Below are 21,323 nucleotides of genomic sequence, written 5' to 3' on the forward strand. Positions count from 1 at the left end.
GCCGCGGGCGGTGAGCCAGACCAGCAGCAGGCCGACGATGGCGGCGATCAGGCCGAAGATCGTCTGCCACAGCGCGCCGCTGGAGTTGCGCTCATCGAGCTGCTTCTGCAGTTGCAGCGCGGGAGCCAGCAGCACGTCCTGCGGTACGTCGAGCACCACGGCCCATGGCTTGGTGGCGTCCGGGATCGGCAGCAGCGGCTCGACCACCCGCAGTTGGCCATCCTTCTCCAGCACCTGCGGGCGACCGCTGGCCTGCAGCGACAGCAGTTCGGCGGCCTGGCCGGGAATGGCCTTCTCCAGCGGCTGGCCGAGCAACGCTTCGTCGCTACTGTAGCCGGCGAGCAGGCCCGCCGGGCTGACGATGCTGACGCTGCCGGCACCGTCGTAGAGCTCGCGGTCGCCATCAACGGCCAGCTGTTGCAGGCGGCTGAGGCTGATGTCGATACCGATCACGGCGATGACCTTGTCCTGATCCATCAGCGGGAAAGTCACGGTGGTCATCAGCACCTTGGTGCCCGAGGCGCTGTCGAAATAGGGGTTGAGCACGCAGGCCTTGCGGGTCTGCAGCGGGCACAGCTGCCAGGTGTTGAACGGGCTGCCGTCGAGCATGGCCGAGGTGTCGGCGATCATGTCTTCGGTCACTGCCAGGCCGGTCATTTCACCGGAGGCCTTCTGCGCCCAGTAGGCACCGAAGCGGCCCTTTTCGTTGCTGCCGGCATCGGGCGGGTCATGGAAGGCGGCGTCCTGGCCGTCCAGCGCATCGGGCTCGAAGACCACGTAGAGGCTGAGCAGGTTGGGGTTGCTCTTCAGGCCGTCACGCACCAGCAGGTTGAGGTCCTTGCGCACGGCTGCCGGGTCCGCGCCGTGCTTGGTGGACTGTTCGCGCAGTTGGGCGACCTGGCGGGAGAACTGGTTGCCGAAGTGGTACACGTCGGTGAAGAAGCGCTGGATGATTTCCGCCTGCTGCTCGCTGCGCGCCTGCATCCGCGACTTGGCCGCGTCCTTGAGCATGTCAGCATTGGCCGCCTTGATCAGCTGCGCATCATGGTTCATCCGGAACAGCGAGAGGCCGACCAGCAGGCAGACGATACAGAGCAGGCAGAGGCCGGTCAGCAGCGTAATCTTCCACTGGATCGAAAGGCGGGACAGGGGCATGGAGGGGCGTCCTTGGGCAAGAGCGGTTCTGTGTCGTTCTATCGGCTTGAAAGGCGGCTACTTGAGCGGCGCCCTTAAATTTCAGGCTCCTGGCGGATCAGTGCGCGGTATTGCCCCGGCGTCGATCCGGTCCATTTGCGGAACGCCTTGTAGAAGGCGCTGGTGTCGGCGAAACCCAGCTCTTCGGCCAGGTCGGCGAAGTTGCCGTCGCCGCTGTCCAGCCGTGCAAGGGCGAGGTCGCGGCGCAACTGGTCCTTGAGTGCCTGGTAGGACTGCCCCTCGGCGGCCAGCTTGCGGCGCAGGGTAGAGGGCGCCATGTAGAAGTGGCTGGCCAATGCGTCGAGGTCCGGCCAGCGCTCGAACTTCAGGCTGCGCAGGTAGGCCTTGGTACGTGCAGCGAGGCTCTGCGGGTCGCGGTAGCGCACCAGGATATTGGCCGGCGCGCCACCCAGGAATCGCCGCAACTCGCGCTCGTCGCGGCGCACCGGCAGCTCCAGCGCTTCGGCGTTGAACAACAGGCGCGACTGGCGGCGGGCGAAGCGCAGATTGTCACAGAACATCACCCGGTAGTCCTCGATGAAATCCGGCCGTGGACAACGCAGCTCGATGGCGAGGATCGGGATGCGCCGCCCCACCAGCCAGCAGGCCAGGCCATGCAGCATCAACCACAGGGTGAAGTAGCAGAAAGCGCGAGGCGCGGAGCTTGCAGGCTCGTCGAGGGTGATCGAGGCGACGCCGTCCTGGCGCACCAGGCGCGGCGAGAAGTCGTCGAACACCAGGCCCATGAAGCGCAGCGCGGCGTTCATCGCCGCTTCCAGGGTCGGTTCGCGGATCGCAGCAGCGGCCATGAAGTTGAAGCTGCCGGACTTCATGCGCCGGGCATTCATGCCGAAGAATTCGTCGTCCATCTCCTTCGCCAGGCGCAGCCAGAGCCGCGCGTAAGCCTGGCTGGAAACCCGCGCGTAAGGCTTGCCGAACAGCTCCGGGGCGATGCCGGCGGCGGCCAATAGAGGCCCGTCGTCACGGCCGGCGCGACGAAACTCGGCCAGCGCTTCGCTGACCAGGCGGATGGAGATGGTGCCCTTCTCTACGCCCATGGCGCGCCGATGTCAGGGACGCACGCCTGGGCGCAGGAAGGTGTCGAACGCTCAGCCACGCTTGGCGCGCACCTCGTCGATGCTGATTTCGCGCATGCGGAACTTCTGGACCTTGCCGGTCACCGTCATCGGGAACTCGTCGCAGAAGCGGAAGTGGCGCGGCACCTTGAAGTGGGCGATGGCGTTCTTGCAGAAGGCGCGCAGCTCGTCCTCGGCGACGCTGTGGCCGGGGTGGAACTTGACCCAGGCCACCAGCTCCTCGCCGTACTTCTCGTCGGGAATGCCGATCACCTGCGCGTCGGCCACGGCGTGGTGGGTATAGAGGAACTCCTCGATCTCGCGCGGATAGATGTTCTCGCCGCCGCGGATGATCATGTCCTTGCTGCGCCCGACAATGCGCACGTTGCCCGCCTCGTCCATCTCGGCGAGGTCGCCGGTGAGCATCCAGCGCGCCGGGCTGATGGCCTCGGAAGTCGCCTGCGGGTTGTTCCAGTAGCCGAGCATCACGCTGTAGCCACGGGTGCAGAGTTCGCCGATGGTGCCGCGCGGGACGACACGGCCGTCGGCGTCGATGATCTTGCTTTCCAGGTGCGGCTGGGTGCGACCGACGGTGGTGACGCGGGTTTCCAGGTCGTCTTCCGGGCCGGTCTGCAGGGACACCGGGCTGGTCTCGGTCATGCCGTAGGCAATCTGTACCTCGGCCATGTGCATCTCGTCGATCACGCGGCGCATCACTTCGATCGGGCAGGTGGCGCCGGCCATGATGCCGGTGCGCAGGCTGGAGAGGTCGAAGTCGTGGCGGGTCGGGTGATCCAGTTCGGCAATGAACATGGTGGGCACGCCGTACAGCGCGGTGGCCTTCTCTTCTGCCACCGCCGCCAGGGTTGCCTCGGGCTCGAAGCTGGGCGCGGGGTAGATCATGGTGGAGCCGTGGGTCAGGCAGCCGAGGTTGCCCATCACCATGCCGAAGCAGTGGTACAGCGGCACCGGGATCACCAGGCGGTCGTGCTCGGTGAGGCCGAGGCTGTCGCCGACCATCAGGCCGTTGTTGAGGATGTTGTAGTGGCTGAGCGTGGCGCCCTTGGGGAAACCGGTGGTGCCAGAGGTGTACTGGATGTTGATCGGCTCGTCGAACTGCAGCAGCGCCTGGCGCTCGGCCAGCTCGGTGGCGGACGTGCCACGGCCCAGCGGCTCCAGCTGGCTCCAGCGCAGGAAGCCGGACGGCGCCGTATCGGACAGGCTGATCACCCCGCGCAGCTCCGGCAGGCGGTCGCTGGACAGCTCGCCCGGTCGCCCCTGCCCCAGTTCGGGCAGCAGGTCGGCAAGCATGCCGTGGTAATCGGACGTCTTGAACGCATCGGCGCACACCAGCCAGCGGCAGCCGGACTGCTTGAGCGCGTATTCGAGTTCGCTCACCCGGTAGGCCGGGTTGATGTTGACCAGCACGGCGCCGACCTTGGCGCTGGCGAACTGGGTGACACACCATTGCGCGCAGTTGGGCGCCCAGATGCCCAGCCGGTCGCCGGGGCGCAGGCCGAGGGCGAGGAAAGCGCGGGCGATGCCATTGACCACCTCGGCCAGCTCGGCCCAGGTGTAGCGCAGGTTCTGGTGACGCACGACCAGAGCCTCGCGGGCCGCGAAACGCTCTACCGTGGCGTCGAAGGCAGCGCCGACGGTCATGGCCAGCAGGGGTTTGTCCTGGGGGCCGCGGGTGTAACTCAGGTGGTTCATGGCTTTCCCTTGTTGTGCTTGTTCTGGGATCAACGCTGAACGATCGACTCTGGCAGCGGTGCCAAAGCACCGAGAGCCAACCTACCCCGCCGGACTGACTGACCGGTCGCGGGCGACGGAGAATGTTTACGTTAACGTAAAGGTAAACGCAACCCCGACCATCGGCAGAACGATGTTGGCGGGCGCCTCCGCATCATTCAGGATAGCTACTCACAAAGCGTGCCATTCGGCCTGAAAGCCAGAGCTGGCGAGGCCTTGAGAAGAGTTTCGGAAGTTCGCCTCCCAACCGCTGCGGTTGCATTTCGCAACAGCTCGAGCTGGTAGCTGAGCTACGGCCGCCAGTACCAGTCGTGGCCTTGCCTGGACGACGTCGGCACGTCTCAGGTTGTCGCAAACTGAGACGCCCAGCGCCAGGTGCGCTAGCGCAGGCCTTGCAGTAGAATTCGACGAAAATGCCTACATGGATGTAGACAAATTCCCACTCAACGCTTGCGAATCACATCCATGACTACTCGTCGTTCGATACTGAGCCTGCTGTTTGCCTGCGCCGCTGTTGTCTGTACATCGAACTCCTTTGCTGCCACCCCCAAGACGGCCTCCGCCAAAGAACTCGTCCTCGCCTCCGGCAGCGCGCTGGTGGTCGACCTGGAGAACGGTAAGACCCTCTACTCCAGCAACCCCAACCTGGTAGTGCCTATCGCCTCGGTGACCAAGCTGATGACCGCGATGGTTACCTTGGACGCCAAGCTGCCGATGAACGAGCTGATCCCCGTGGACATCTCCGAGACCGCCGAGATGAAGGGCGTGTTCTCCCGCGTCCACCTGGGCAGCATGATCAGCCGCCAGAACATGCTGCTGTTGGCGCTGATGTCCTCGGAAAACCGCGCCGCCGCCAGCCTCGCGCACAACTACCCGGGCGGCTCCAGGGCCTTCGTCGCAGCCATGAACGCCAAGGCGAAATCCCTCGGCATGACCAGCACTCATTATGTCGAGCCCACCGGCCTGTCGATCCACAACGTTTCCGACGCCAATGACCTGATCCGCCTGGCCAAGGCTGCCTACACCTACCCGCAGATCCGCCAGTTGAGCACCACGGCGACCAGCGATGCGCGCTTCAGCAAGCCCAGCTATTCGCTGAGCTTCTTCAACACCAACCCGCTGGTGCGCAACGGCAAGTGGGACATCCGCCTGACCAAGACCGGCTTCACCAACGACGCCGGCCACTGCCTGGTGATGGTTACCATGATGAACGGCCGCCCGGTCGCCCTGGCCCTGCTCGATGCCTTTGGCAAACGCACCCACGTGGCCGACGCCGGCCGCATCCGCCGCTGGGTCGAAACCGGTGTAGCCTCGCCGGTGCCCGCCGTCGCCCTGCAATACAAGGCTCAGCGCAGCCAGGCCCGCGCGGCCAGCATGACCGCTACCGCCGAGTAAAGCCCTCCGCGCTGGCGGAGTCCGCTCCGCCAGCGCCCTCTCCTTCCCCCTTTCCCTGTCGTTTCAGCCCTGCTGGATGGCGCTTCCGTCACTTATATGCCAATCATCATTCAATGCTAGTATGATGACCGTAATATTTAATCGAAGTGCTGGAGCCCGCGATGACCGAACTGACACTGACCCGTGAACAGAAGATTGCCGCCTGGGAAGCGGCGGCCGCGCAAATGCGCCAGCGCCTGGCCGAGCCCGGCGTGATTGCCCTGCAGGAACTGCGCAGCAAGACGCCCCAGGAGTTCTTCGACGGCATCGGAGCAGGCGAGCTGCCCGCCCCGCCGATCAACGCGCTGATCGGCTTCGTCCCGCTGGAATGGAGCCAGGGCCGCTTCATCTTCCAGGGCACCCCGGACATGCGCCACTACAACCCGCTGGGCACCGTGCACGGCGGCTACGCGGCCACGCTGCTGGACTCGGCCATGGGCTGCGCGGTGCACACCATGCTCGAACCGGGCCTGGGCTACACCACCACCGACCTGCGCATCAGCTACATCCGCGCACTGACCCGCGACACCGGACCGATCCGCGCCGAGGGCACGATCGTGCATGTCGGCCGCTCCACCGCCCTGGCCGAAGGCCGTCTCTACGACGTGGACGGCAAGCTCTACGCCACCGGTTCCACCACCTGCCTGATCCTCGGGCGCTGACAGCTGTTCAGGAGACCGACCATGACTTCCGTAGTGATCGCGGGTTATGCCCGCTCCCCGTTCCACTTCGCCAAAAAGGGCGCGCTGATCGACGTACGCCCGGACGACCTCGCCGCGCAGACCGTCAAGGCACTGGTACAACGCAGCGGCCTGGATGCCAGCCTGATCGAGGACCTGATCATGGGCTGCGCCTATCCCGAGGCCGAACAGGGCATGAATATCGCGCGCATCACCAGCTTCCTCGCCGGGCTGCCGGAAACGGTGGCCGGCGCCACGGTGAACCGCTTCTGCGGCTCGTCCATGACATCCATCCACTTCGCCGCCGGGCAGATCCAGCTCGGCACCGGCGATGCGTTCATCTGCGCCGGTGTGGAATCCATGACCCGCGTGCCCATGGGTGGCTTCAACCTGTCACCCAACCCGCACCTGCTGGCCGAATTCCCGCAGGCCTACATGCCGATGGGGCAGACAGCGGAAATCGTCGCCGAGCGCTTCGGCATCTCGCGCGCGGACCAGGAAGCCATGGCGGTGGACTCCCATGCCAAGGCGGCCCGTGCCCGCGAGCAAGGGCTGCTGGCCGCGGAGATCGTGCCCATCGACACACCCAACGGCGTGGTCAACGAGGACGGCTGCATCCGCCCCGGCACCAACCTGGAGGCGCTGGCGCAGCTCAAACCGGCGTTCGGCGGCAGCGTCACCGCGGGTACTGCCTCCCCCCTCACCGATGGCGCAGCGGCCGTGCTGGTGTGCAGCGAAGACTTCGCCCGTGCCCATGGGCTGGACATCCTGGCGCGGGTGAAAGCCGTCGCCGTGGTTGGCTGCCCGCCGGAAATCATGGGCATGGGCCCGCTCTATGCCACCCGCAAGCTGCTCGACCGAGCGGGTCTGCGCATGGCCGACATCGACCTGGTGGAAATCAACGAAGCCTTCTCCAGCCAGGCACTGGCCTGCCTGCGCGGGCTTGAGCTGGATATCGACCGCGTCAACCTGCACGGCGGCGCTCTGGCCATCGGTCACCCGCTGGGCGCAACCGGCGCGCGCATCACCGGCAAGGCGGCGGCGCTGCTGAAGGAAACCGGCGGGCGTTATGCCATTGCCACCCAGTGCATTGGTGGCGGGCAAGGTGTGGCGACGTTGCTGGAAGCTGTTCGCTGACGGTTACCGAGCGCTTTTGACGTTTGTGGGAGCGAGGGGAACGCCTGGTCCTTGCTCGCGAACCTGGACCCGCTGCGGGGGTTCGTTCGCGAGCAAGCTCGCTCCTGCAACTCCATCAACACCTCTGCCCTGAATCACCTCCCCTCGCCCACCCTGCGTTAGAATGTCACCCAGCATTCCATGCACCGCAGGAGACACCCGGTCATGCGTTACTCCGAAGACCACAAGGCCCAGACCCGCGAACGCATCATCAACGAGGCGGCACAGCGCTTCCGCAGCGAAGGCGTCGACGCCACCGGCCTGCAGACGTTGATGAAGGCGCTGGGCCTGACCCACGGCGGCTTTTACGCGCACTTCAAGTCCAAGGACGAACTGGTGGAAATCGCCCTGCAGCAGGCCGCCGAGCAACTGCGCCCGGTGGTCGACCAGCAGTTCGCCAAGGACGACCCACTGCCCGGCTTCATCGACCAGTACCTCTCCACCGGCCATCGCAACACGCCGGGCAAGGGCTGCCCGTTGCCGACCATCTCTGCCGAACTGGGCGCCCGAGGGCATGCCAGCGCCACCACGGACGCCATCGTCCGGGCACGCATCAAAGCCATCGAGCAGGCGCTGCCAACCGAGCATGCCGAGGACGAAAGCGTCGCCCTGCTCGCCACCCTGATTGGCGCGCTGGTGCTGTCGCGCAGCGTGGCGGACACCGAGCTGGCCGAGCGCATCCTGGACAGCACCCGCCGGCACCTGAAGCGGGAAATCGGCGCGGCGGAATAAGAGACACCCGCAGGACCGAGGGGGACGCCCAGTCCATGCTCGCGAACCGCTTGGCAGCGTGCCTTGCAGGTTCGCGAGCAAGCTCGCTCCTACAAAGAGCCGCGCATAAAAAAGCCCCGGCGCAAGGCCGGGGCAAGCTTTTCGCCACTCAGTTACTCGGTTAGCCCACTGCAACTCCGTAGCGCTGCGCCGGCACGCTGCGCGAGAGGTTCGGCGCCAATTTCAGGCGCGCAGCGGTGAAGGCGTCGAACTCGCCGGCATCCGGCAGCGCCGGCAGGGTCACTACTTCGCCCTGGGCCAGGCCGGCCAGCGCGGCGTCGACCATGTGGTTCACGTCCATCAGCATTTCCGCCGGCAGTGCGGAGATATCGGTGCCGGCGCGATCCCAGATTTCAGTGCGGGTGGCACCCGGCAGCACGGCCTGGATACGCAGGCCCTGCGGCGCCAGTTCCTGCTGCATGGATTGGGTCAGGTTGAGCACGAAGGCCTTGGTGGCGCTGTAGCTGCCGTTGAACAGCTCCGGCGCCAGGGCCAGCACCGAGGCCACGTTGATGATGGTGCCGCGCCCGCGCCCGGCGAAGGCCTTGGCGGCAGCGCCGGCCAGGCGCGCGGTGGCGGTGACGTTCAGCTCGATCATGCTTTCCAGGCGGTCCAGGTCGGTCTCCAGCAGGGTGCCGTTGATGGCGACACCGGCATTGTTCAGGAGCAGGCTGATGCTGCTGTCTTCGGCCAGGCGCGCTTCGACGCGGGCACGATCCTCGCGACGGGTGAGGTCGGCCTTGAGCACATCCACGGAAACGCCGTACTCCTCGCCCAGCCGTGCGGCCAGGGCCTCCAGGCGTTGCTGGTCGCGGGCCACCAGCAGCAAGTCGTAGCCCTGGGCGGCGAAGCGCTGGGCGTAGGTGGCGCCGATGCCGGAGGAAGCACCGGTGATCAGTGCGCGGCCCAGTTCGGATTTGGCATTCATGGTTCTGTCTCCAGTGAGGCGGTTGCCCCGCATGCAAGGTGGGTAGGGCCGATTGGCCGTCTGGAATGTCCGACCCGATTCAGATTATGGCCGTCATCTGAAGGTGAATATTATGCTCATAATATTAACTGTCAAGGTCCATTCTCTGAGGGTGACGAGTGGTAACCGGCGTGGCGGCAGACCGCACCGCACGGGCCATGAAGGCCATTGGGCGGTTTAGATTGCCCATTCTAGAGCGCTCGCGAGAACCTCTCGGGCGTCTCCACACAAGAACAAGCCGGGAGCCCCACCTGCACCTTTCTGCCTGTCTCAACACCGGCGTTGCCGGAGGAGGACACATGCGATTGCGCTGCTTTTTCCTGGGCTGTGCTTGGGATGAAGGGAATCTGACCGAGGTCGGCCATGTGCCGATGCTGTGCCAGCGCTGTGCGCGCTGTGGGGCGCAGCGGTACCTGAGGCCCGCTCCGGAAATCTGAGCCGGGATTGCGGGCCGGAAACGAAACTGCCCGGAGCACGCAAGTGCTCCGGGCAGTCCGGTACAGCGGAGGTGAATCAGTTCGCCACGAAGGCCTGGCTGGTGGTGATCGCCATGTCGCCGCCCGGCAGCTTCAGATCGCCGATGCGCTCCAGGCTGTCGGCATCGTAGATCTCCACGTCGTTCAGGGTGCCGGTCAGGTACAGCTTGTTGCCGGCCTTGTTGGTCGACAGGCAGTAGTAGGAGTGGTCCAGGTTCGCCGCCTTGACCAGCTTCTGCTCCTTGATGTCGTACTTGGCCAGGCGGTTCAGCACGCCGTAGATGACGTTGCGGTCCTTGGCCGAGCGAATACCGCTGAAGTACACCTCGGTGACCGGGCCGAAATCGACGGTCTCGGTCTTGCCGGTGGCCAGGTCGATGTTGAAGAAGCCGTAGAGGAAATCGGCCGTGGCCATGTCCTGCTTGGCGTCCTTGAACTTCGCCGTGGTGTAGAGCAGCGAGAAGTCACGCGGGTAGGTCTGCTGGTTCCACACGTAGAGCACATCTGGCGGCGCGTAGTTGGGGCGCTTCCAGTTGCGGCTGGGGATGATCACGTCGAACTTGCCGGTCTTCACGTCCACCTTGTAGATGTCCGGGCCCGCCACGTAGAGGGTGCCGTCATCGCCGCTCTGCATGATGGTCAGCTGCCGCGGCGCCGGGAAGGTGCGCACCGGCTTGGCGCCCATGCCGTCGGCCACCAAGTAGACCTGCAGGCGCGGCTGCTGCACTTCGTAGTGTTCGGAGAGGATCAGCGTCGGGTTGGCGATGGCGTAGATCTCCTTGCCGTCGTGGCTGACGGTCATGGAGAACATCGCCCGCGCGTTCTCGCCCGGCTTCTGCGCGATGGTGGCGTGGAACACCGGTTTGCAGTCATCGAGCTGGATGCCGTAGATGTCCGCGTAGTGGTTGCTGAGGATGTAGGCGACCTTGCGATCCGGCGACAGCTGGGTCATGCCCGGGCCATAGGCGCCGGGGATCGCGCAGGTCTTGTAGAGCTTGTCGGTCTGCATGTCGATGACGTGCAGGTTGTTCGGGTAGTTGGTGCTGATCAGGTACTCGTGGCCACTTTCCAGCGCTTTGCCGGTGTCGGCGCCGGCATCGGCGGCGACGGCTTGCAGCGCGCAGGCCAGCGAGAGGCCGCCGAGCGCGGCGGCGAATGCTTTTCTGGACATGCAGGTTTTCCTCTTGTTCTTCTGGTCCATGCTCTGTGGGCCGATATTCGTCAGTCCGGTCATTTGTCGTCCGGGAATACGGTGCCGAGGTTGCGCCAGTTCTCGGCCGAGGCCTGCGCATCCTTGTTCCAGTCGGGGTAGGTGCTCATCATGTCCGGCACCTGGGCCGGCCACCAGCAGGGGTCGGAGCAGCCGTAGAGGTCCGCTTCCATCGGCTGGCAGAGCGAGGACACGCCGCCGAACACGTCGACTTCCCAGCCCGGGTCGGTGGTGGCCGCGCAGCCGGCCACGGAGTTCATCGCCACCACGTCCTCGATGCGATCCTCGGCGGCGGCCTGTTCGAGCTTCTGTGCTTTGGTGTTGATCGCTTTCAGATGTTTCATGTCAGTGCGCCTTCCGCGGAGTGATGTGGCGGTCGATGAAGCTGGGGTTGGAAGCCATGATCCGGCTGTAGACCTCGATGCCGAAATCGACCCAGTCCCTCATCAGTTCGCAGTAGTGGTAGGTGGGGTGCGCCGGGTCGCCGTAGCGCGCATAGCTCTCGTGGTAGCAGCCGCCGGAGCAGAGGTTGCGGATGTGGCAGCTGGCGCAGCCGGTGTCAGTGCGGTCCAGGCGCTGGGAGAGGAACTCGTTCAGCTCGGCCTGCTTCACCCCTTCATGCACGTTGCCGAAGGTCGGCAGCGAGGAGCCGGTGAAGCGGTGGCACAGGTTCAACTCGCCCTTGTGGTCCACCGCCAGCATCTTCAGCCCGGCGCCGCACGGCAGGGCCTTCTTCTGCCCTTCGTGGATATCGGTGATCAGCTGGTGCAGGTTGGAGAAGCCGATGTTGCGCCCTTCCAGTGCCTCGTCCAGGTAGCGCCGGCCGAGGGCCTTCATGCCGGCGAAGACCGCCTTCAACTCGTCCCCGGTGAGGTTGTAGCTGCTGATGTCGCCCGAGGTGACCGGGGCGAAGCCGACTTCGGCAAAACCCATCTCGTTGAACAGGTGATTCCAGATGGTCTCGACATCGGTGACGCCGGTGGTCAGCGTCACCCGCGCGCCGACCGGCCGCGCGGTATAGCGCGACAGCAGCATGTCGGCCTTGCGCCGCACCACGTCATAGGTGCCCTGCCCGCCCACGGTGATGCGGTTGCGGTCGTGCACCGTCTTCGGCCCGTCGATGCTGATGGACAGTCCGAAGCGATGGGCGTTGAGCCAGTCGACGATTTCCTCGGTGAGCAGCGTGGCGTTGGTGGTCATGACGAAGTCCACCGTCTTGCCCAGTTCGCCGAAACGGCGCTCGCAATACGCGACCATGTGCTCGATCAGCGGGCGGTTGGACAGCGGTTCGCCGCCGAAGAACACCACGGTGTAGCGCTGCTCGTCGGGGGACTCCTGGATCAGCATTTCCACCGAGGCCTCGGCGGTTTCCGCACCCATCTTCTTGCCGGCGGAGGGCTTGTCCAGGTCTTCCTTGTAGCAGTACGTGCAGCTGAGGTTGCAGCCGGTGTTGACGTTCAGCACCACGGTATTGAGTGCGGTGCGGTCAACCTTCTTGATACCGATTTCAGGGGTCAGCGGCGAGCCGTCGCTGACCAGCTCCAGCGCGATCAGCTCGCGCAGGGTCTCGTCGATTTCCTCGGCGCCGAAGCGCCCGGCCAGGCGTTGGGTCAGCTCGTCCGGCGAGCAGGCATGCCCGCGCAGCGCGTCGATGATCCCGCCGGTCAACTCGTCGCTGGCGAACAGCGAGGAGCTGGGGATATGGAACAATAGGCGGTCGGCGTCGACCTGCACTTCATGCAGGTTGCGTTCGACCAGATTCAAGATGGCGCCCATGGCGACCTCCCGGAACTTGCTTGCCAATCCCCGTCCGAAGACGGGGTTCAGGGGTTCAGTTCATCCGATCCCGCATCACGGAATCGGCGGGTTGTTCCAACGCTGCACGGTGACGATCATGTGCCCTTCGCCCTTGTGCGACTGGCCAGCGTCGTCCACCGCGGCAATCACCTTCAGGTTGCCGGCGTTGTTGGTCATCATCTTGCGCGCCGGGTTCGGGCCGGCGTCGCCCGGTGTGAAGATGCCGCTGTCGGCGTCCATCACCCCGGCGTACTTCACGTCCTGGTCTTCCTTGGCGCGGTCGTCGAACGGCTCCACCGACCACTGCGCGGGGAACACGCCGATGCGGAACGGTTTGCCGTCGGCACCCTTGCCCCAGGCCTCGGCGTCGAAGCTGCCCTGGACCTTGGGCGTGGAGCCGCCATTGCCGCCGATGCGGGAGATGGAGAACTCCGGCACCACCTTCACTTCGGCGATGTCCTTGTACACCGCGAGGCTGCCGCCCTTGGCGCTGCCCACGGCGACATCGCGCTCGCCGACGGCAGCGGAGTCGGCGGCCTTGACCTTCACGGTCACGCGCTCGGGCGTCGCGGAAACCACCGACACCACCTCGACGCCCGGGCCGAACGACGGCTTGCCTTTCAGGCCGCTGCCGATGACGCTGACTTCGGTCTCGGCGCCCGCCCTCAGGTACGCCGGCTGCACGCCCAGGACGCGGCTGGTGCCGTTCTGTGCGGCGACGAAGTCCAGGCCGCGCTCGTCGTGGGCCTTGTCGAACATGCGGCCCTGCATCTGGCCGTTCAGGGCGGCGAACACCTGGCGCATGGTGACGTCACCGACCTTCACCGCGCCGCGCCATTCGTAGCCGTTGTAGAGCACAGCGCTGCCCTCGCCATCGAACGGCGAACCGTCGGCATACTTGCCGGTCACGCTGACCTTGAAGGCGTCGTCGCCGTCCTTTGCGACTTTCATGCTGCCGGCGACATCGCCCTTGCCCGGCATGTGCCCGGCGAAGCTCCATTCGCCAGCCAGTGTCTCGGCCTTGGGCCGGTTCTTCTGCCAGTCGCTCCAGGCCTTGTCTTCCAGCGGGAAGCGTTTGGCCAGCTCCGGGACCATCTCCTTCTTCGCCAGGTCGAACCAGTCACGGTCACGGGCCAGGGCCTGGTATTCCAGCGACGGCCAGCGGCCGAGGTGGAAGTTCACCAGCTTCTCCCACTCCGCCGCCGGGCGGCGCTGCAGGGCGATGCGCGCGCCCGAGTGGCAACGGGCGCACATCTGCTCGAAGTTGGTATCGAATGTCTCGACGGTGTTAAGCCGGCGCTCGAGGGCGTAGCGCACGCCTTCGGTCTCGCTGGGCGCCAGGCCCTGCTTGTCGGCGAGGAACTTGACCACCGCACGACGCTCCTCGTCGGTGATCTTCAGGCCGTACATCACCTGCATGCGGCCGATGCTCATCAGCCAGCCCTCGGGGGTCTTCCGCTGATGACTGATACGGCTGAGGGAGTTGTTGCCTTCGGGCGTGTGGCACGCCTGGCACTTGGCGTTGATGATCGCCTGACCCTCGGGTGCGGCCTGGGCCGTCTGGTGCAGCGCAAGGGCCAGTGCGGCCAGGGTTCCGGCACCCAGATAGTGCCGAAGTCGTGTCATCTTCAAGGTCAGGCCTCCTCGGTATTCTTGTTGGTTATTGGCGCCCACCGATGGGCTAAGAGCGAGCTCTTGAAAGCGGTTTAGCAGGTTGTGTGCCACTCCTTTGCAAACCCCGCCTACTCAGGCTTCCGGCGGCACTTGCCGGCACGCCCGGCGGGTGGCAGCGGGGTTGCGACGTCACATTTCGCGATTGCTGTCTAACTCTGAGACAGGGCCTGTGAGACACCCTGCGAAGCAGTATGGTCCTGCCTGCGCAAAGTGCCGCCCGCCGGCAGCATCAGGGCGCCGAACAGCATGGTGAGCAGGCCGATCCAGACCAGCGAGAGGAACGGAAAGCGGCGCACCACCACCACGCTCTCAATGTCGTCGCCGGGCTGGTTGAGCAGACGCGCCGAGGCTGGCACCCATATCTGCAGATCGCCCCTCCAGCCGCGAACGATGAAGGGATGCAGCACGTAGCCGCGGTCCGAGGCGAAGCGCGCGTAGTGGTAGTCGAGGATTTCACAGAGTTGGCGGACCGGCCCCTGGTAGGCCGGCGGGTTGCCGCGGCTGTCCTGGAACAGCGCGTGGCCGGCCAATGTGTGCTCGCCGTCGCGCAACTCGACCTTGGCCACCGCGTGGTAACCGGAGAAATCCGGGCGGCTGGAATCCGGCGAGACGCGCATCTGCATGCCGCCGATCACCGCGTGCCACTGCTCGAAGGACGTGCCCGGGGGGATGCTGATCTGCTGGTAGCTGTTCAGCGCCGTGGCGGCCAGCCCACCCACCAGCGCAATCACCGCGCCGCCGTGCACCAGCGCCAGCCCGCCGCTGTAGCGCAGGTTGCCCAGACGTCGGCTGCGCCACAGGCTCTGCACGCCCCACAGCAGGCAACTGCCCATCAGGAAGGCGCCCCCCAGCAGCGCCGCGTCCAGCCAGGGCAGCACCCGCACGATATTCTGCGAAAGCATGCCGTCGCCGTTGTAGCCGCCGCTCAGCCAACCGCCGCGCCAGCCGGTCCAGAGCATCAGGGCGGCCATCAGGGCGGTTGCCAGCAGCGCCGGCCGCGGTCGTCCACATCGACGCAGGAAGCTGTAGCCGCCCATCAGGCCGAGGGCCGCCAGCAGCGGCACCACCCAGTGCGCCAGGCTGTAGCCGTTGACGTCCCACTGGTCGAAGGCGCGACGCAGGCTGTCCATCTCGGCGGTGGTGGCCCAGGCGGTCAGGGTTTCGAAGAAGGGTTTCAGCTCGCTCGGCCGCTCCATCCCCAGCCATTCGTAGAGGTGCGCCTGGAGCAGCGCGCCCAGGGCCAGCAGGCCGGCGCCGGCGAACAGGTAGATGGCCACGTCGAGCGTCCAGTCCGAGGCTCCGCGCCGCCGCCCTGCCCGCTTGCGGGATCGCCATCCGGCCAGCAGGTGGAACGCCGCCAGGGCCAGCAGGATCGCCGCCAATGCCAGGTGGCTGAGCCAGGACGTGGTGCCGATGTAGCGGTGCGAGCTGGCCAGCACCGTGCTGCGGGTCACCGCCATGGCGCCGCAGGCCATGGCCGCCGCCAGCAGGCTGAGCACCGGCAGCAGACGTGCGTAGGCGCCGTCAGCGCGCCAGCGACGGGCGCCGTGCAACACCGCGCCAAGCAGCGCCCAGATGATGAAGGCCGAGGTCTGCACCGGGTCCCAGTGCCACAGCTGGCCGTAGGTGAAATCTTCCATGGCCCAGGCCATGCCGACGCCAATGCCCGCGCTGAGGATCAGCCAGGCGCGACGGCTATAGCGCGGCATCACCCAGGCATAGGCGTGCCCGCCTCGCCCCAGCGCTTCGAGCGCGGCCCCGGCGGGCGCCAGCACCCAGGCATAGGCGCAGAGAATCAGCGGCGCGTGCAACGACATCCAGAACGTCTGCAGGTGCGCGTTCATGCCCTGGCTCGGCTGCGCCGCCAGCCAATCCCCCGGTGTCGCACTGAACGGCCCGAGCCAGGCGGCGGTGGCGACATACCAGGCAGCGATCAGCGCCATGCCGCGCCCCGCCCAACCGGGCAGCGCGGCGCTTTTCAGGGCGATCGCCATGCAGAAGGTCGCCAGCAGCAGCACCGTGCCTTCGTCGCCACCCCAGAGATTGGAAAACTTCAGGTAGGCCGGCAGCCCCGCGCTGCTGTAGAGCCACGCATAACGCAGCTGAAAGTGGTCGGCCACCAGGTGCAACGCCAGCGCCAGGCAGGCGCCGCAGAGCGCACCGACGGCAATCGGCCAAGCCGGCCCTCGCCATTCATGGCGGATGGCGCCCAGGGCAATCAGACCCGCCAGCGCCCAGAGCAAAGCGTTGCCCACGCCGGGCAGCAACCACAGCAAAAGGCAGGTCAACGCGGCGGCCGGCGGCCCCGCCATCCACGGCAACGACAGATGCATCCTCTTCAAGCCAGGCCTCCTTGTGCAGCGCCGACGCGGCGCTTGGCGAAACCCAGCGCTCTTCACGTTGCGTGCCAGGGGGGAAAATCCTTGTGAAACAGCAGGCTGCGCTCACGCGATGGGCAATGCGGCGTGGCAGATCGCGACAGCTGTAGCAGCCTGAGACAGCTCCACCCGTTATAGACGATGGTCTAACAGCAGAAAGCCATCATCGAATACCGCTCCCGAGAAAGGCGCCAGCCAGACGCGTCACTTCCCACCGCTTGTCCAGAACAGGTGCCAATCCGCGCCAGCCGGGGCTTTTCCGGTGATGGCCAGTGGATATCCGCGGCAGGCCGATTATGCTTCTCATTGACCTTGCGACGTGCCGCAGGGCTGCCTGTATTCAAGCTTCGCGCAATCCGTACGACCTGACATCAGCCCTGGGCTCGAGTGCGGTAACGGTATTGAGGGACTCCGGCCCAACACAACAACAAGACGGAGACGAACATGGCACAGACATACAGCCCGTCCGCGGGCAACGCGCCTTCCACCGGAGTGACGAAGGAGGAGCGCAAGGTCATCTTTGCCTCCTCCCTGGGCACCGTTTTCGAGTGGTACGACTTCTACCTCTATGGCTCCCTGGCGGCGATCATCGCCAAGCACTTCTTCGCCGGGGTCAACGAAACCACCGCCTTCATCTTCGCCCTGCTGGCCTTCGCCGCCGGCTTCGCGGTGCGGCCCTTCGGCGCCATCGTGTTCGGCCGCCTGGGCGACATGATCGGGCGCAAGCACACCTTCCTCATCACCATCGTCATCATGGGCGTGTCCACCGCCGTAGTCGGCCTGCTACCGGCCTACTCCACCATCGGCGTCGCTGCGCCGATCATCCTCATCACCCTGCGCCTGCTGCAGGGCCTGGCGCTGGGCGGCGAGTACGGCGGCGCAGCGACCTACGTCGCCGAGCACGCGCCCAAGGGCAAGCGGGGCTTCTTCACCTCGTGGATCCAGACCACCGCGACCCTCGGCCTGTTCCTCTCGCTGCTGGTGATCATGGCCTGCCGCACCGTGCTCGGCACCGAGGCGTTCGAAGCCTGGGGCTGGCGGATTCCGTTCCTGCTGTCGATCCTGCTGCTGATCATCTCGGTGTACATCCGCCTGCAACTCGCCGAGTCGCCGGTGTTCATGAAGATGAAGGAAGAAGGCAAGGCCTCCAAGGCGCCGCTGACCGAGTCCTTCGGCCGCTGGGAGAACCTCAAGGTAGTGATCATGTCGCTGCTCGGCGGCACCGCCGGCCAGGCCGTGGTCTGGTACACCGGGCAGTTCTACGCGCTGTTCTTCCTGCTGCAGACACTGAAGATCGACCCGCAGACCGCCAACCTGCTGATCGCCGGCTCCCTACTGCTGGGCACACCGTTCTTCGTGTTCTTCGGCAGCCTGTCCGATCGCATCGGCCGCAAGAAGATCATCATGACCGGCTGCATCCTCGCGGCGCTGACCTACTTCCCGATCTTCCACGGGCTGACCCAGTTCGGTAACCCGGACGTGTTCGCCGCCCAGGAGAAGAACCCGGTGACGGTGGTCGCCGACCCGAGCGCCTGTGCCTTCCAGTTCGACCCGGTGGGCAAGGCCAAATTCGTCAGTTCCTGCGACATGGCCAAAAGCCTGCTGGCCAAGCGCGCGATCCCCTACGAAAACCTCAAGGCCGAAACGGGCGCCGTCGCCCAGGTGCACATCGGCGACAAGGTCATCGCCAGCTTCGAAGGCGCCGGCATGCCGGCGGCAGAGTTCAAGGTGCAGTCCGAAGTCTTCACCGCGCAACTGGCCGCCTCGCTGAAGGAAGCCGGCTACCCCGAGAAGGCCGACCCGGCGAAGATCAACCACCTGATGATGCTGGTGCTGCTGACCGTCCTGGTGATCTACGTGACCATGGTCTACGGCCCAATCGCCGCGTGGCTGGTAGAGCTGTTCCCGACGCGCATCCGCTACACCTCCATGTCGCTGCCCTACCACATCGGCAACGGCTGGTTCGGCGGCTTCCTGCCCACCGTCGCCTTCGCCATGGTGGCGGCCACCGGGGACATCTACTACGGGCTCTGGTACCCCATCGTCATTGCCGTGATGACGGCGGTGCTGGGCATTCTGTTCCTGCCGGAGACCAAGGACCGGGATATCACCCGCACCTGAGCCCGACGTCTCAGCCGCTGTCGCACAATGCGACAGCGGCTTTCCTTTTTCTTTTCCTCCATAAAAATAAAATCCTTTTAATTCATAAAGTTGCCTTCAATTTTCAGCCTTGGCACAGCCGTTGCGATATCCCGCCTCAACGTTCCTGGAACAGACAACAAGAGGCCACCGCAATGCTCGCTTCCCTGCCCATCAAGCCCGAATCCCGCGCCTTCCTGCAGCGCGCGCCGAAGATGCTCATCGGTGCCGACTGGACCTCCGCCAGCGACGGCGCCCTGATGGACCTGCGCAATCCGGCCACCGGCGAAGTGCTCTGCCAGGTGCCGGCCGGCACCGTCGACGATGTCGACCGCGCCGTGCGCGCCGCACGCCAGGCCTTCGATGACTCCGCCTGGAGCCGCACCCGCCCGCGTGAGCGGCAGAACCTGCTGTGGAAGCTCGCAGGCCTCATGGAACGCGACGCCGACCTGCTGGCCGAACTCGAGTGCCTGAACAATGGCAAGAGCGCCGCCGTCGCCCGCGTGATGGACGTGCAACTGGCCATCGACTTCCTGCGCTACATGGCCGGCTACGCCACCAAGATCGAAGGCAGCACGGTGGATGTGTCCATGCCGCTGATGCCCGACGGCGACTTCCACGGCTACATCCGCCGCGAAGCCGTCGGCGTGGTCGGCGCCATCGTCGCCTGGAACTTCCCGCTGCTGCTGGCCTGCTGGAAGCTCGGCCCGGCGCTGGCCACCGGCTGCTCGGTGGTGCTCAAGCCCGCCGACGAGACGCCGCTGTCCGCGCTGAAACTTGCCGAACTCGTCCTCGAAGCGGGCTACCCGGCCGGCGTGTTCAACGTCGTCACCGGCACCGGCATCACCGCGGGCGCCGCCCTCTCCCACCACCCGCTGGTGGACAAGCTGACCTTTACCGGCTCCACGCCGGTGGGCAAGCAGATCGGCAAGGCGGCCATGGACAACATGACCCGCGTGACCCTGGAGCTGGGCGGCAAGTCGCCGACCATCGTCATGGCCGACGCCGACCTGGCCACCGCCGCAGCCGGCGCCGCCCAGGCGATCTTCTTCAACCAGGGCCAGGTCTGCTGCGCCGGATCGCGCCTGTATGTGCAGCGCAAGCACTTCGACAACGTGGTGGCCGACATCGCCGGCATCGCCAACGGCATGAAGCTGGGCAACGGGCTCGACCCGAGCATCGACATGGGCCCGCTGATCTCCGCCAAGCAGCAGAAACGCGTGTTCGACTACATCGAACTGGGCCGCGACAAGGGCGCCACCATCGCCTGCGGCGGCGAGCAGTTCGGCCCCGGCTACTTCGTCAAGCCGACGGTGATCGTCGACGTCGACCAGAAGAACCCGCTGGTGCAGGAAGAGATCTTCGGCCCGGTGCTGGTCGCCCTGCCCTTCGACGACATCGAGGATGCCCTGCGCCTGGCCAACGACAGCCCCTACGGCCTCGGCGCGAGCGTCTGGTCCAACGACCTGGCGGCGGTGCACCGCATGGTGCCGCGCATCAAGTCCGGCTCGGTGTGGGTCAACTGCCACAGCGCTCTGGACCCGGCGTTGCCCTTCGGTGGCTACAAGATGTCCGGCCTCGGCCGCGAAATGGGCGCCGCCGCCATCGAGCACTACACCGAGCTGAAGTCGGTGCTGATTCGCCTGTAACTCTCCACTCGTCTACCTCATCCGCGCATCCTCTGTGCGGGTCTTGCATCCCCCGGACGCGGCAGCGCACGGGGGATTTTTTTGCGCTCAATCGCGATCCGGCGCTCCCAGCGGGAACAGTGTCCGCAGAGGTCGCGCATCCTCTACCGCGCGGGCGAAGGACGGGCGCGCCAGCAGGCGCGAACGGTAGGCGCGCAGGGTCGGGTAGCGGTCGCCGATGGGGTGGGTCCAGTCGGCGTAGAACAGCGAAGGAGCCGCGGCACAGTCGGCAAGGCTGAAGCTGTCGCCCGCCGCCCAGGCGCGCCCGGCCAGTTCCTCTTCCAGCCAGGCATAGGCCAGTTCGAGCTTGCTCACCGCGTGGGCCAGGCCTTCGGCGCGCTTGCTCGCCTCGCCGCTCATGGCCCCCAGCACGGCGTGCTGCACCGGGGTCATCACGTGCCAGTCGAAGAAGCGGTCGAGGAAGCGCACGTCCAGCGCCTTCAGCGGATCGTCCGGCAACAGCCGCACCGGGCCGGGATGCTGCAAGTGGAGGTACTCGATGATGATGCTGGTCTCGGCGACGCTGTGCTCACCGTCGAGCAGCACCGGGAACTTCGCCAGCGGCCACAGGCGCAGCCAGTGCGCACCGTTGTCCGGCTCATCCGGGCCCAGGCCGCGGAACTCGAAGGGCGTGGCGTTCTCGTACAGCGCGATCAGCACCTTCTGCGTGTAGGAGGAAAAGAGATGGCCGAAAAGGACAAGGGACATGGCGGAATTACCTGGGGTGGACCAAATCCTTGAGCCTAGCCCGGAATGTCGGAGAGCGACCGACGGCCCCGCCGACCGGCCATGTCGTTTTTGGCGATGCCCACGACGATGTCGAGTAACTCACAGCTCAGCCACTGCCTTAGCTTGAGCCTCACGGCGCCCCCCATTCCCAGCCCGCCCACGGCCATCGGGCCGTTCACGGT

General features: G+C 65.9%; 17 protein-coding genes. 7 read left to right on the forward strand and 10 right to left on the reverse strand.

The genetic code is table 11. From position 1 onward, the window contains the following. From PNI01S_RS26615 to PNI01S_RS26625, 3 genes are all read right to left on the reverse strand, one after another. A partial coding sequence (locus PNI01S_RS26615) for a cache domain-containing protein (RefSeq protein WP_218191861.1) occupies positions 1 to 1,155 on the reverse strand: 1,155 nt, incomplete at its 3' end. A gap of 74 nt (positions 1,156 to 1,229) precedes the next feature. Continuing rightward, on the reverse strand, positions 1,230 to 2,252 hold the full coding sequence (locus PNI01S_RS26620) for an AraC family transcriptional regulator (RefSeq protein WP_024765565.1): 1,023 nt from the start codon (positions 2,250 to 2,252) through the stop codon (positions 1,230 to 1,232). A 51-nt stretch (positions 2,253 to 2,303) separates the two neighbouring features. Continuing rightward, positions 2,304 to 3,983, reverse strand: a complete 1,680-nt coding sequence (locus tag PNI01S_RS26625) for an AMP-binding protein (protein WP_065084997.1) — start codon at positions 3,981 to 3,983, stop codon at positions 2,304 to 2,306. A 504-nt stretch (positions 3,984 to 4,487) separates the two neighbouring features. Between PNI01S_RS26625 and pbpG the strand changes: the two genes are divergently transcribed. From pbpG to PNI01S_RS26645, 4 genes are all read left to right on the forward strand, one after another. Next, complete coding sequence (gene pbpG / locus PNI01S_RS26630) at positions 4,488 to 5,417, forward strand: D-alanyl-D-alanine endopeptidase (RefSeq protein WP_065084998.1); 930 nt, start codon at positions 4,488 to 4,490, stop codon at positions 5,415 to 5,417. 224 nt (positions 5,418 to 5,641) lie between these two features. Next, on the forward strand, positions 5,642 to 6,118 hold the full coding sequence (locus tag PNI01S_RS26635; RefSeq protein ID WP_084359768.1) for a PaaI family thioesterase: 477 nt from the start codon (positions 5,642 to 5,644) through the stop codon (positions 6,116 to 6,118). A 21-nt stretch (positions 6,119 to 6,139) separates the two neighbouring features. Continuing rightward, a complete protein-coding gene (locus PNI01S_RS26640) occupies positions 6,140 to 7,273 on the forward strand; it encodes a thiolase family protein (protein WP_084359743.1) in 1,134 nt (377 codons plus the stop codon). 204 nt (positions 7,274 to 7,477) lie between these two features. After that, complete coding sequence (locus tag PNI01S_RS26645) at positions 7,478 to 8,044, forward strand: TetR/AcrR family transcriptional regulator (protein ID WP_084359744.1); 567 nt, start codon at positions 7,478 to 7,480, stop codon at positions 8,042 to 8,044. Positions 8,045 to 8,204: 160 nt separating this feature from the next. On the opposite strand, the gene PNI01S_RS26650 is transcribed toward PNI01S_RS26645, so the two are convergent. Next, complete coding sequence (locus PNI01S_RS26650; protein WP_037013022.1) at positions 8,205 to 9,011, reverse strand: SDR family NAD(P)-dependent oxidoreductase; 807 nt, start codon at positions 9,009 to 9,011, stop codon at positions 8,205 to 8,207. A gap of 338 nt (positions 9,012 to 9,349) precedes the next feature. Between PNI01S_RS26650 and PNI01S_RS28750 the strand changes: the two genes are divergently transcribed. Next, positions 9,350 to 9,487, forward strand: a complete 138-nt coding sequence (locus PNI01S_RS28750) for a PSPA7_2676 family Cys-rich small protein (protein WP_305777623.1) — start codon at positions 9,350 to 9,352, stop codon at positions 9,485 to 9,487. Positions 9,488 to 9,563: 76 nt separating this feature from the next. Here the strand turns inward: PNI01S_RS28750 and peaD are convergent, their stop codons facing one another. The 5 genes from peaD to ccsA form a co-directional block, all read right to left on the reverse strand. Beyond that, positions 9,564 to 10,697: a quinohemoprotein amine dehydrogenase subunit beta gene (peaD, locus tag PNI01S_RS26655; protein WP_084359745.1), complete on the reverse strand. Its 1,134-nt coding sequence runs from the start codon at positions 10,695 to 10,697 to the stop codon at positions 9,564 to 9,566. Between the two features lie 59 nt (positions 10,698 to 10,756). Next, entirely contained in the window at positions 10,757 to 11,080 is a 324-nt protein-coding gene (gene qhpC, locus PNI01S_RS26660) for a quinohemoprotein amine dehydrogenase subunit gamma (protein ID WP_015477047.1), read from the reverse strand. 1 nt (position 11,081) lies between these two features. After that, positions 11,082 to 12,512: a quinohemoprotein amine dehydrogenase maturation protein gene (gene peaB, locus PNI01S_RS26665; RefSeq protein ID WP_084359746.1), complete on the reverse strand. Its 1,431-nt coding sequence runs from the start codon at positions 12,510 to 12,512 to the stop codon at positions 11,082 to 11,084. A gap of 75 nt (positions 12,513 to 12,587) precedes the next feature. Then, positions 12,588 to 14,159, reverse strand: a complete 1,572-nt coding sequence (peaA, locus tag PNI01S_RS26670; protein ID WP_167632577.1) for a quinohemoprotein amine dehydrogenase subunit alpha — start codon at positions 14,157 to 14,159, stop codon at positions 12,588 to 12,590. A gap of 197 nt (positions 14,160 to 14,356) precedes the next feature. Further along, positions 14,357 to 16,540, reverse strand: coding sequence for a cytochrome c biogenesis protein CcsA (gene ccsA, locus PNI01S_RS26675; protein ID WP_084359748.1), 2,184 nt, complete (start codon positions 16,538 to 16,540; stop codon positions 14,357 to 14,359). 489 nt (positions 16,541 to 17,029) lie between these two features. On the opposite strand from ccsA, the gene PNI01S_RS26680 reads away from it, so the two are divergent. Together PNI01S_RS26680 and PNI01S_RS26685 are read left to right on the forward strand one after the other, a co-directional pair. Further along, positions 17,030 to 18,706 (forward strand): MFS transporter, encoded by a 1,677-nt coding sequence (locus PNI01S_RS26680; protein ID WP_065084111.1) that lies wholly within the window; start codon positions 17,030 to 17,032, stop codon positions 18,704 to 18,706. 173 nt (positions 18,707 to 18,879) lie between these two features. Further along, positions 18,880 to 20,373, forward strand: coding sequence for an aldehyde dehydrogenase family protein (locus PNI01S_RS26685; protein ID WP_065084112.1), 1,494 nt, complete (start codon positions 18,880 to 18,882; stop codon positions 20,371 to 20,373). 87 nt (positions 20,374 to 20,460) lie between these two features. Here PNI01S_RS26685 and PNI01S_RS26690 read toward each other — a convergent pair whose 3' ends face one another. Beyond that, the gene (locus tag PNI01S_RS26690) at positions 20,461 to 21,120 is read right to left on the reverse strand and encodes a glutathione S-transferase family protein (protein WP_024765576.1); all 660 of its coding nucleotides are present in this window, start codon (positions 21,118 to 21,120) and stop codon (positions 20,461 to 20,463) included. Positions 21,121 to 21,323 lie beyond the last annotated feature (203 nt).

This window comes from Pseudomonas nitroreducens NBRC 12694 (genome assembly GCF_002091755.1).
GTDB lineage: Bacteria > Pseudomonadota > Gammaproteobacteria > Pseudomonadales > Pseudomonadaceae > Pseudomonas > Pseudomonas nitroreducens.

Excerpts from the sequence above, each read along its gene's own strand:
- peaD (WP_084359745.1), bottom strand. The coding sequence starts at position 10,697 with ATGTCCAGAAAAGCATTCGCCGCCGCGCTCGGCGGCCTCTCGCTGGCC.
- PNI01S_RS26645 (WP_084359744.1), top strand. The coding sequence starts at position 7,478 with ATGCGTTACTCCGAAGACCACAAGGCCCAGACCCGCGAACGCATCATC.
- ccsA (WP_084359748.1), bottom strand. The coding sequence starts at position 16,540 with ATGCATCTGTCGTTGCCGTGGATGGCGGGGCCGCCGGCCGCCGCGTTG.
- PNI01S_RS26635 (WP_084359768.1), top strand. The coding sequence starts at position 5,642 with ATGCGCCAGCGCCTGGCCGAGCCCGGCGTGATTGCCCTGCAGGAACTG.
- PNI01S_RS26650 (WP_037013022.1), bottom strand. The coding sequence starts at position 9,011 with ATGAATGCCAAATCCGAACTGGGCCGCGCACTGATCACCGGTGCTTCC.
- PNI01S_RS26640 (WP_084359743.1), top strand. The coding sequence starts at position 6,140 with ATGACTTCCGTAGTGATCGCGGGTTATGCCCGCTCCCCGTTCCACTTC.
- PNI01S_RS26625 (WP_065084997.1), bottom strand. The coding sequence starts at position 3,983 with ATGAACCACCTGAGTTACACCCGCGGCCCCCAGGACAAACCCCTGCTG.
- PNI01S_RS26680 (WP_065084111.1), top strand. The coding sequence starts at position 17,030 with ATGGCACAGACATACAGCCCGTCCGCGGGCAACGCGCCTTCCACCGGA.
- qhpC (WP_015477047.1), bottom strand. The coding sequence starts at position 11,080 with ATGAAACATCTGAAAGCGATCAACACCAAAGCACAGAAGCTCGAACAG.
- PNI01S_RS26685 (WP_065084112.1), top strand. The coding sequence starts at position 18,880 with ATGCTCGCTTCCCTGCCCATCAAGCCCGAATCCCGCGCCTTCCTGCAG.
- peaB (WP_084359746.1), bottom strand. The coding sequence starts at position 12,512 with ATGGGCGCCATCTTGAATCTGGTCGAACGCAACCTGCATGAAGTGCAG.
- PNI01S_RS26620 (WP_024765565.1), bottom strand. The coding sequence starts at position 2,252 with ATGGGCGTAGAGAAGGGCACCATCTCCATCCGCCTGGTCAGCGAAGCG.
- peaA (WP_167632577.1), bottom strand. The coding sequence starts at position 14,159 with ATGACACGACTTCGGCACTATCTGGGTGCCGGAACCCTGGCCGCACTG.
- pbpG (WP_065084998.1), top strand. The coding sequence starts at position 4,488 with ATGACTACTCGTCGTTCGATACTGAGCCTGCTGTTTGCCTGCGCCGCT.
- PNI01S_RS28750 (WP_305777623.1), top strand. The coding sequence starts at position 9,350 with ATGCGATTGCGCTGCTTTTTCCTGGGCTGTGCTTGGGATGAAGGGAAT.
- PNI01S_RS26690 (WP_024765576.1), bottom strand. The coding sequence starts at position 21,120 with ATGTCCCTTGTCCTTTTCGGCCATCTCTTTTCCTCCTACACGCAGAAG.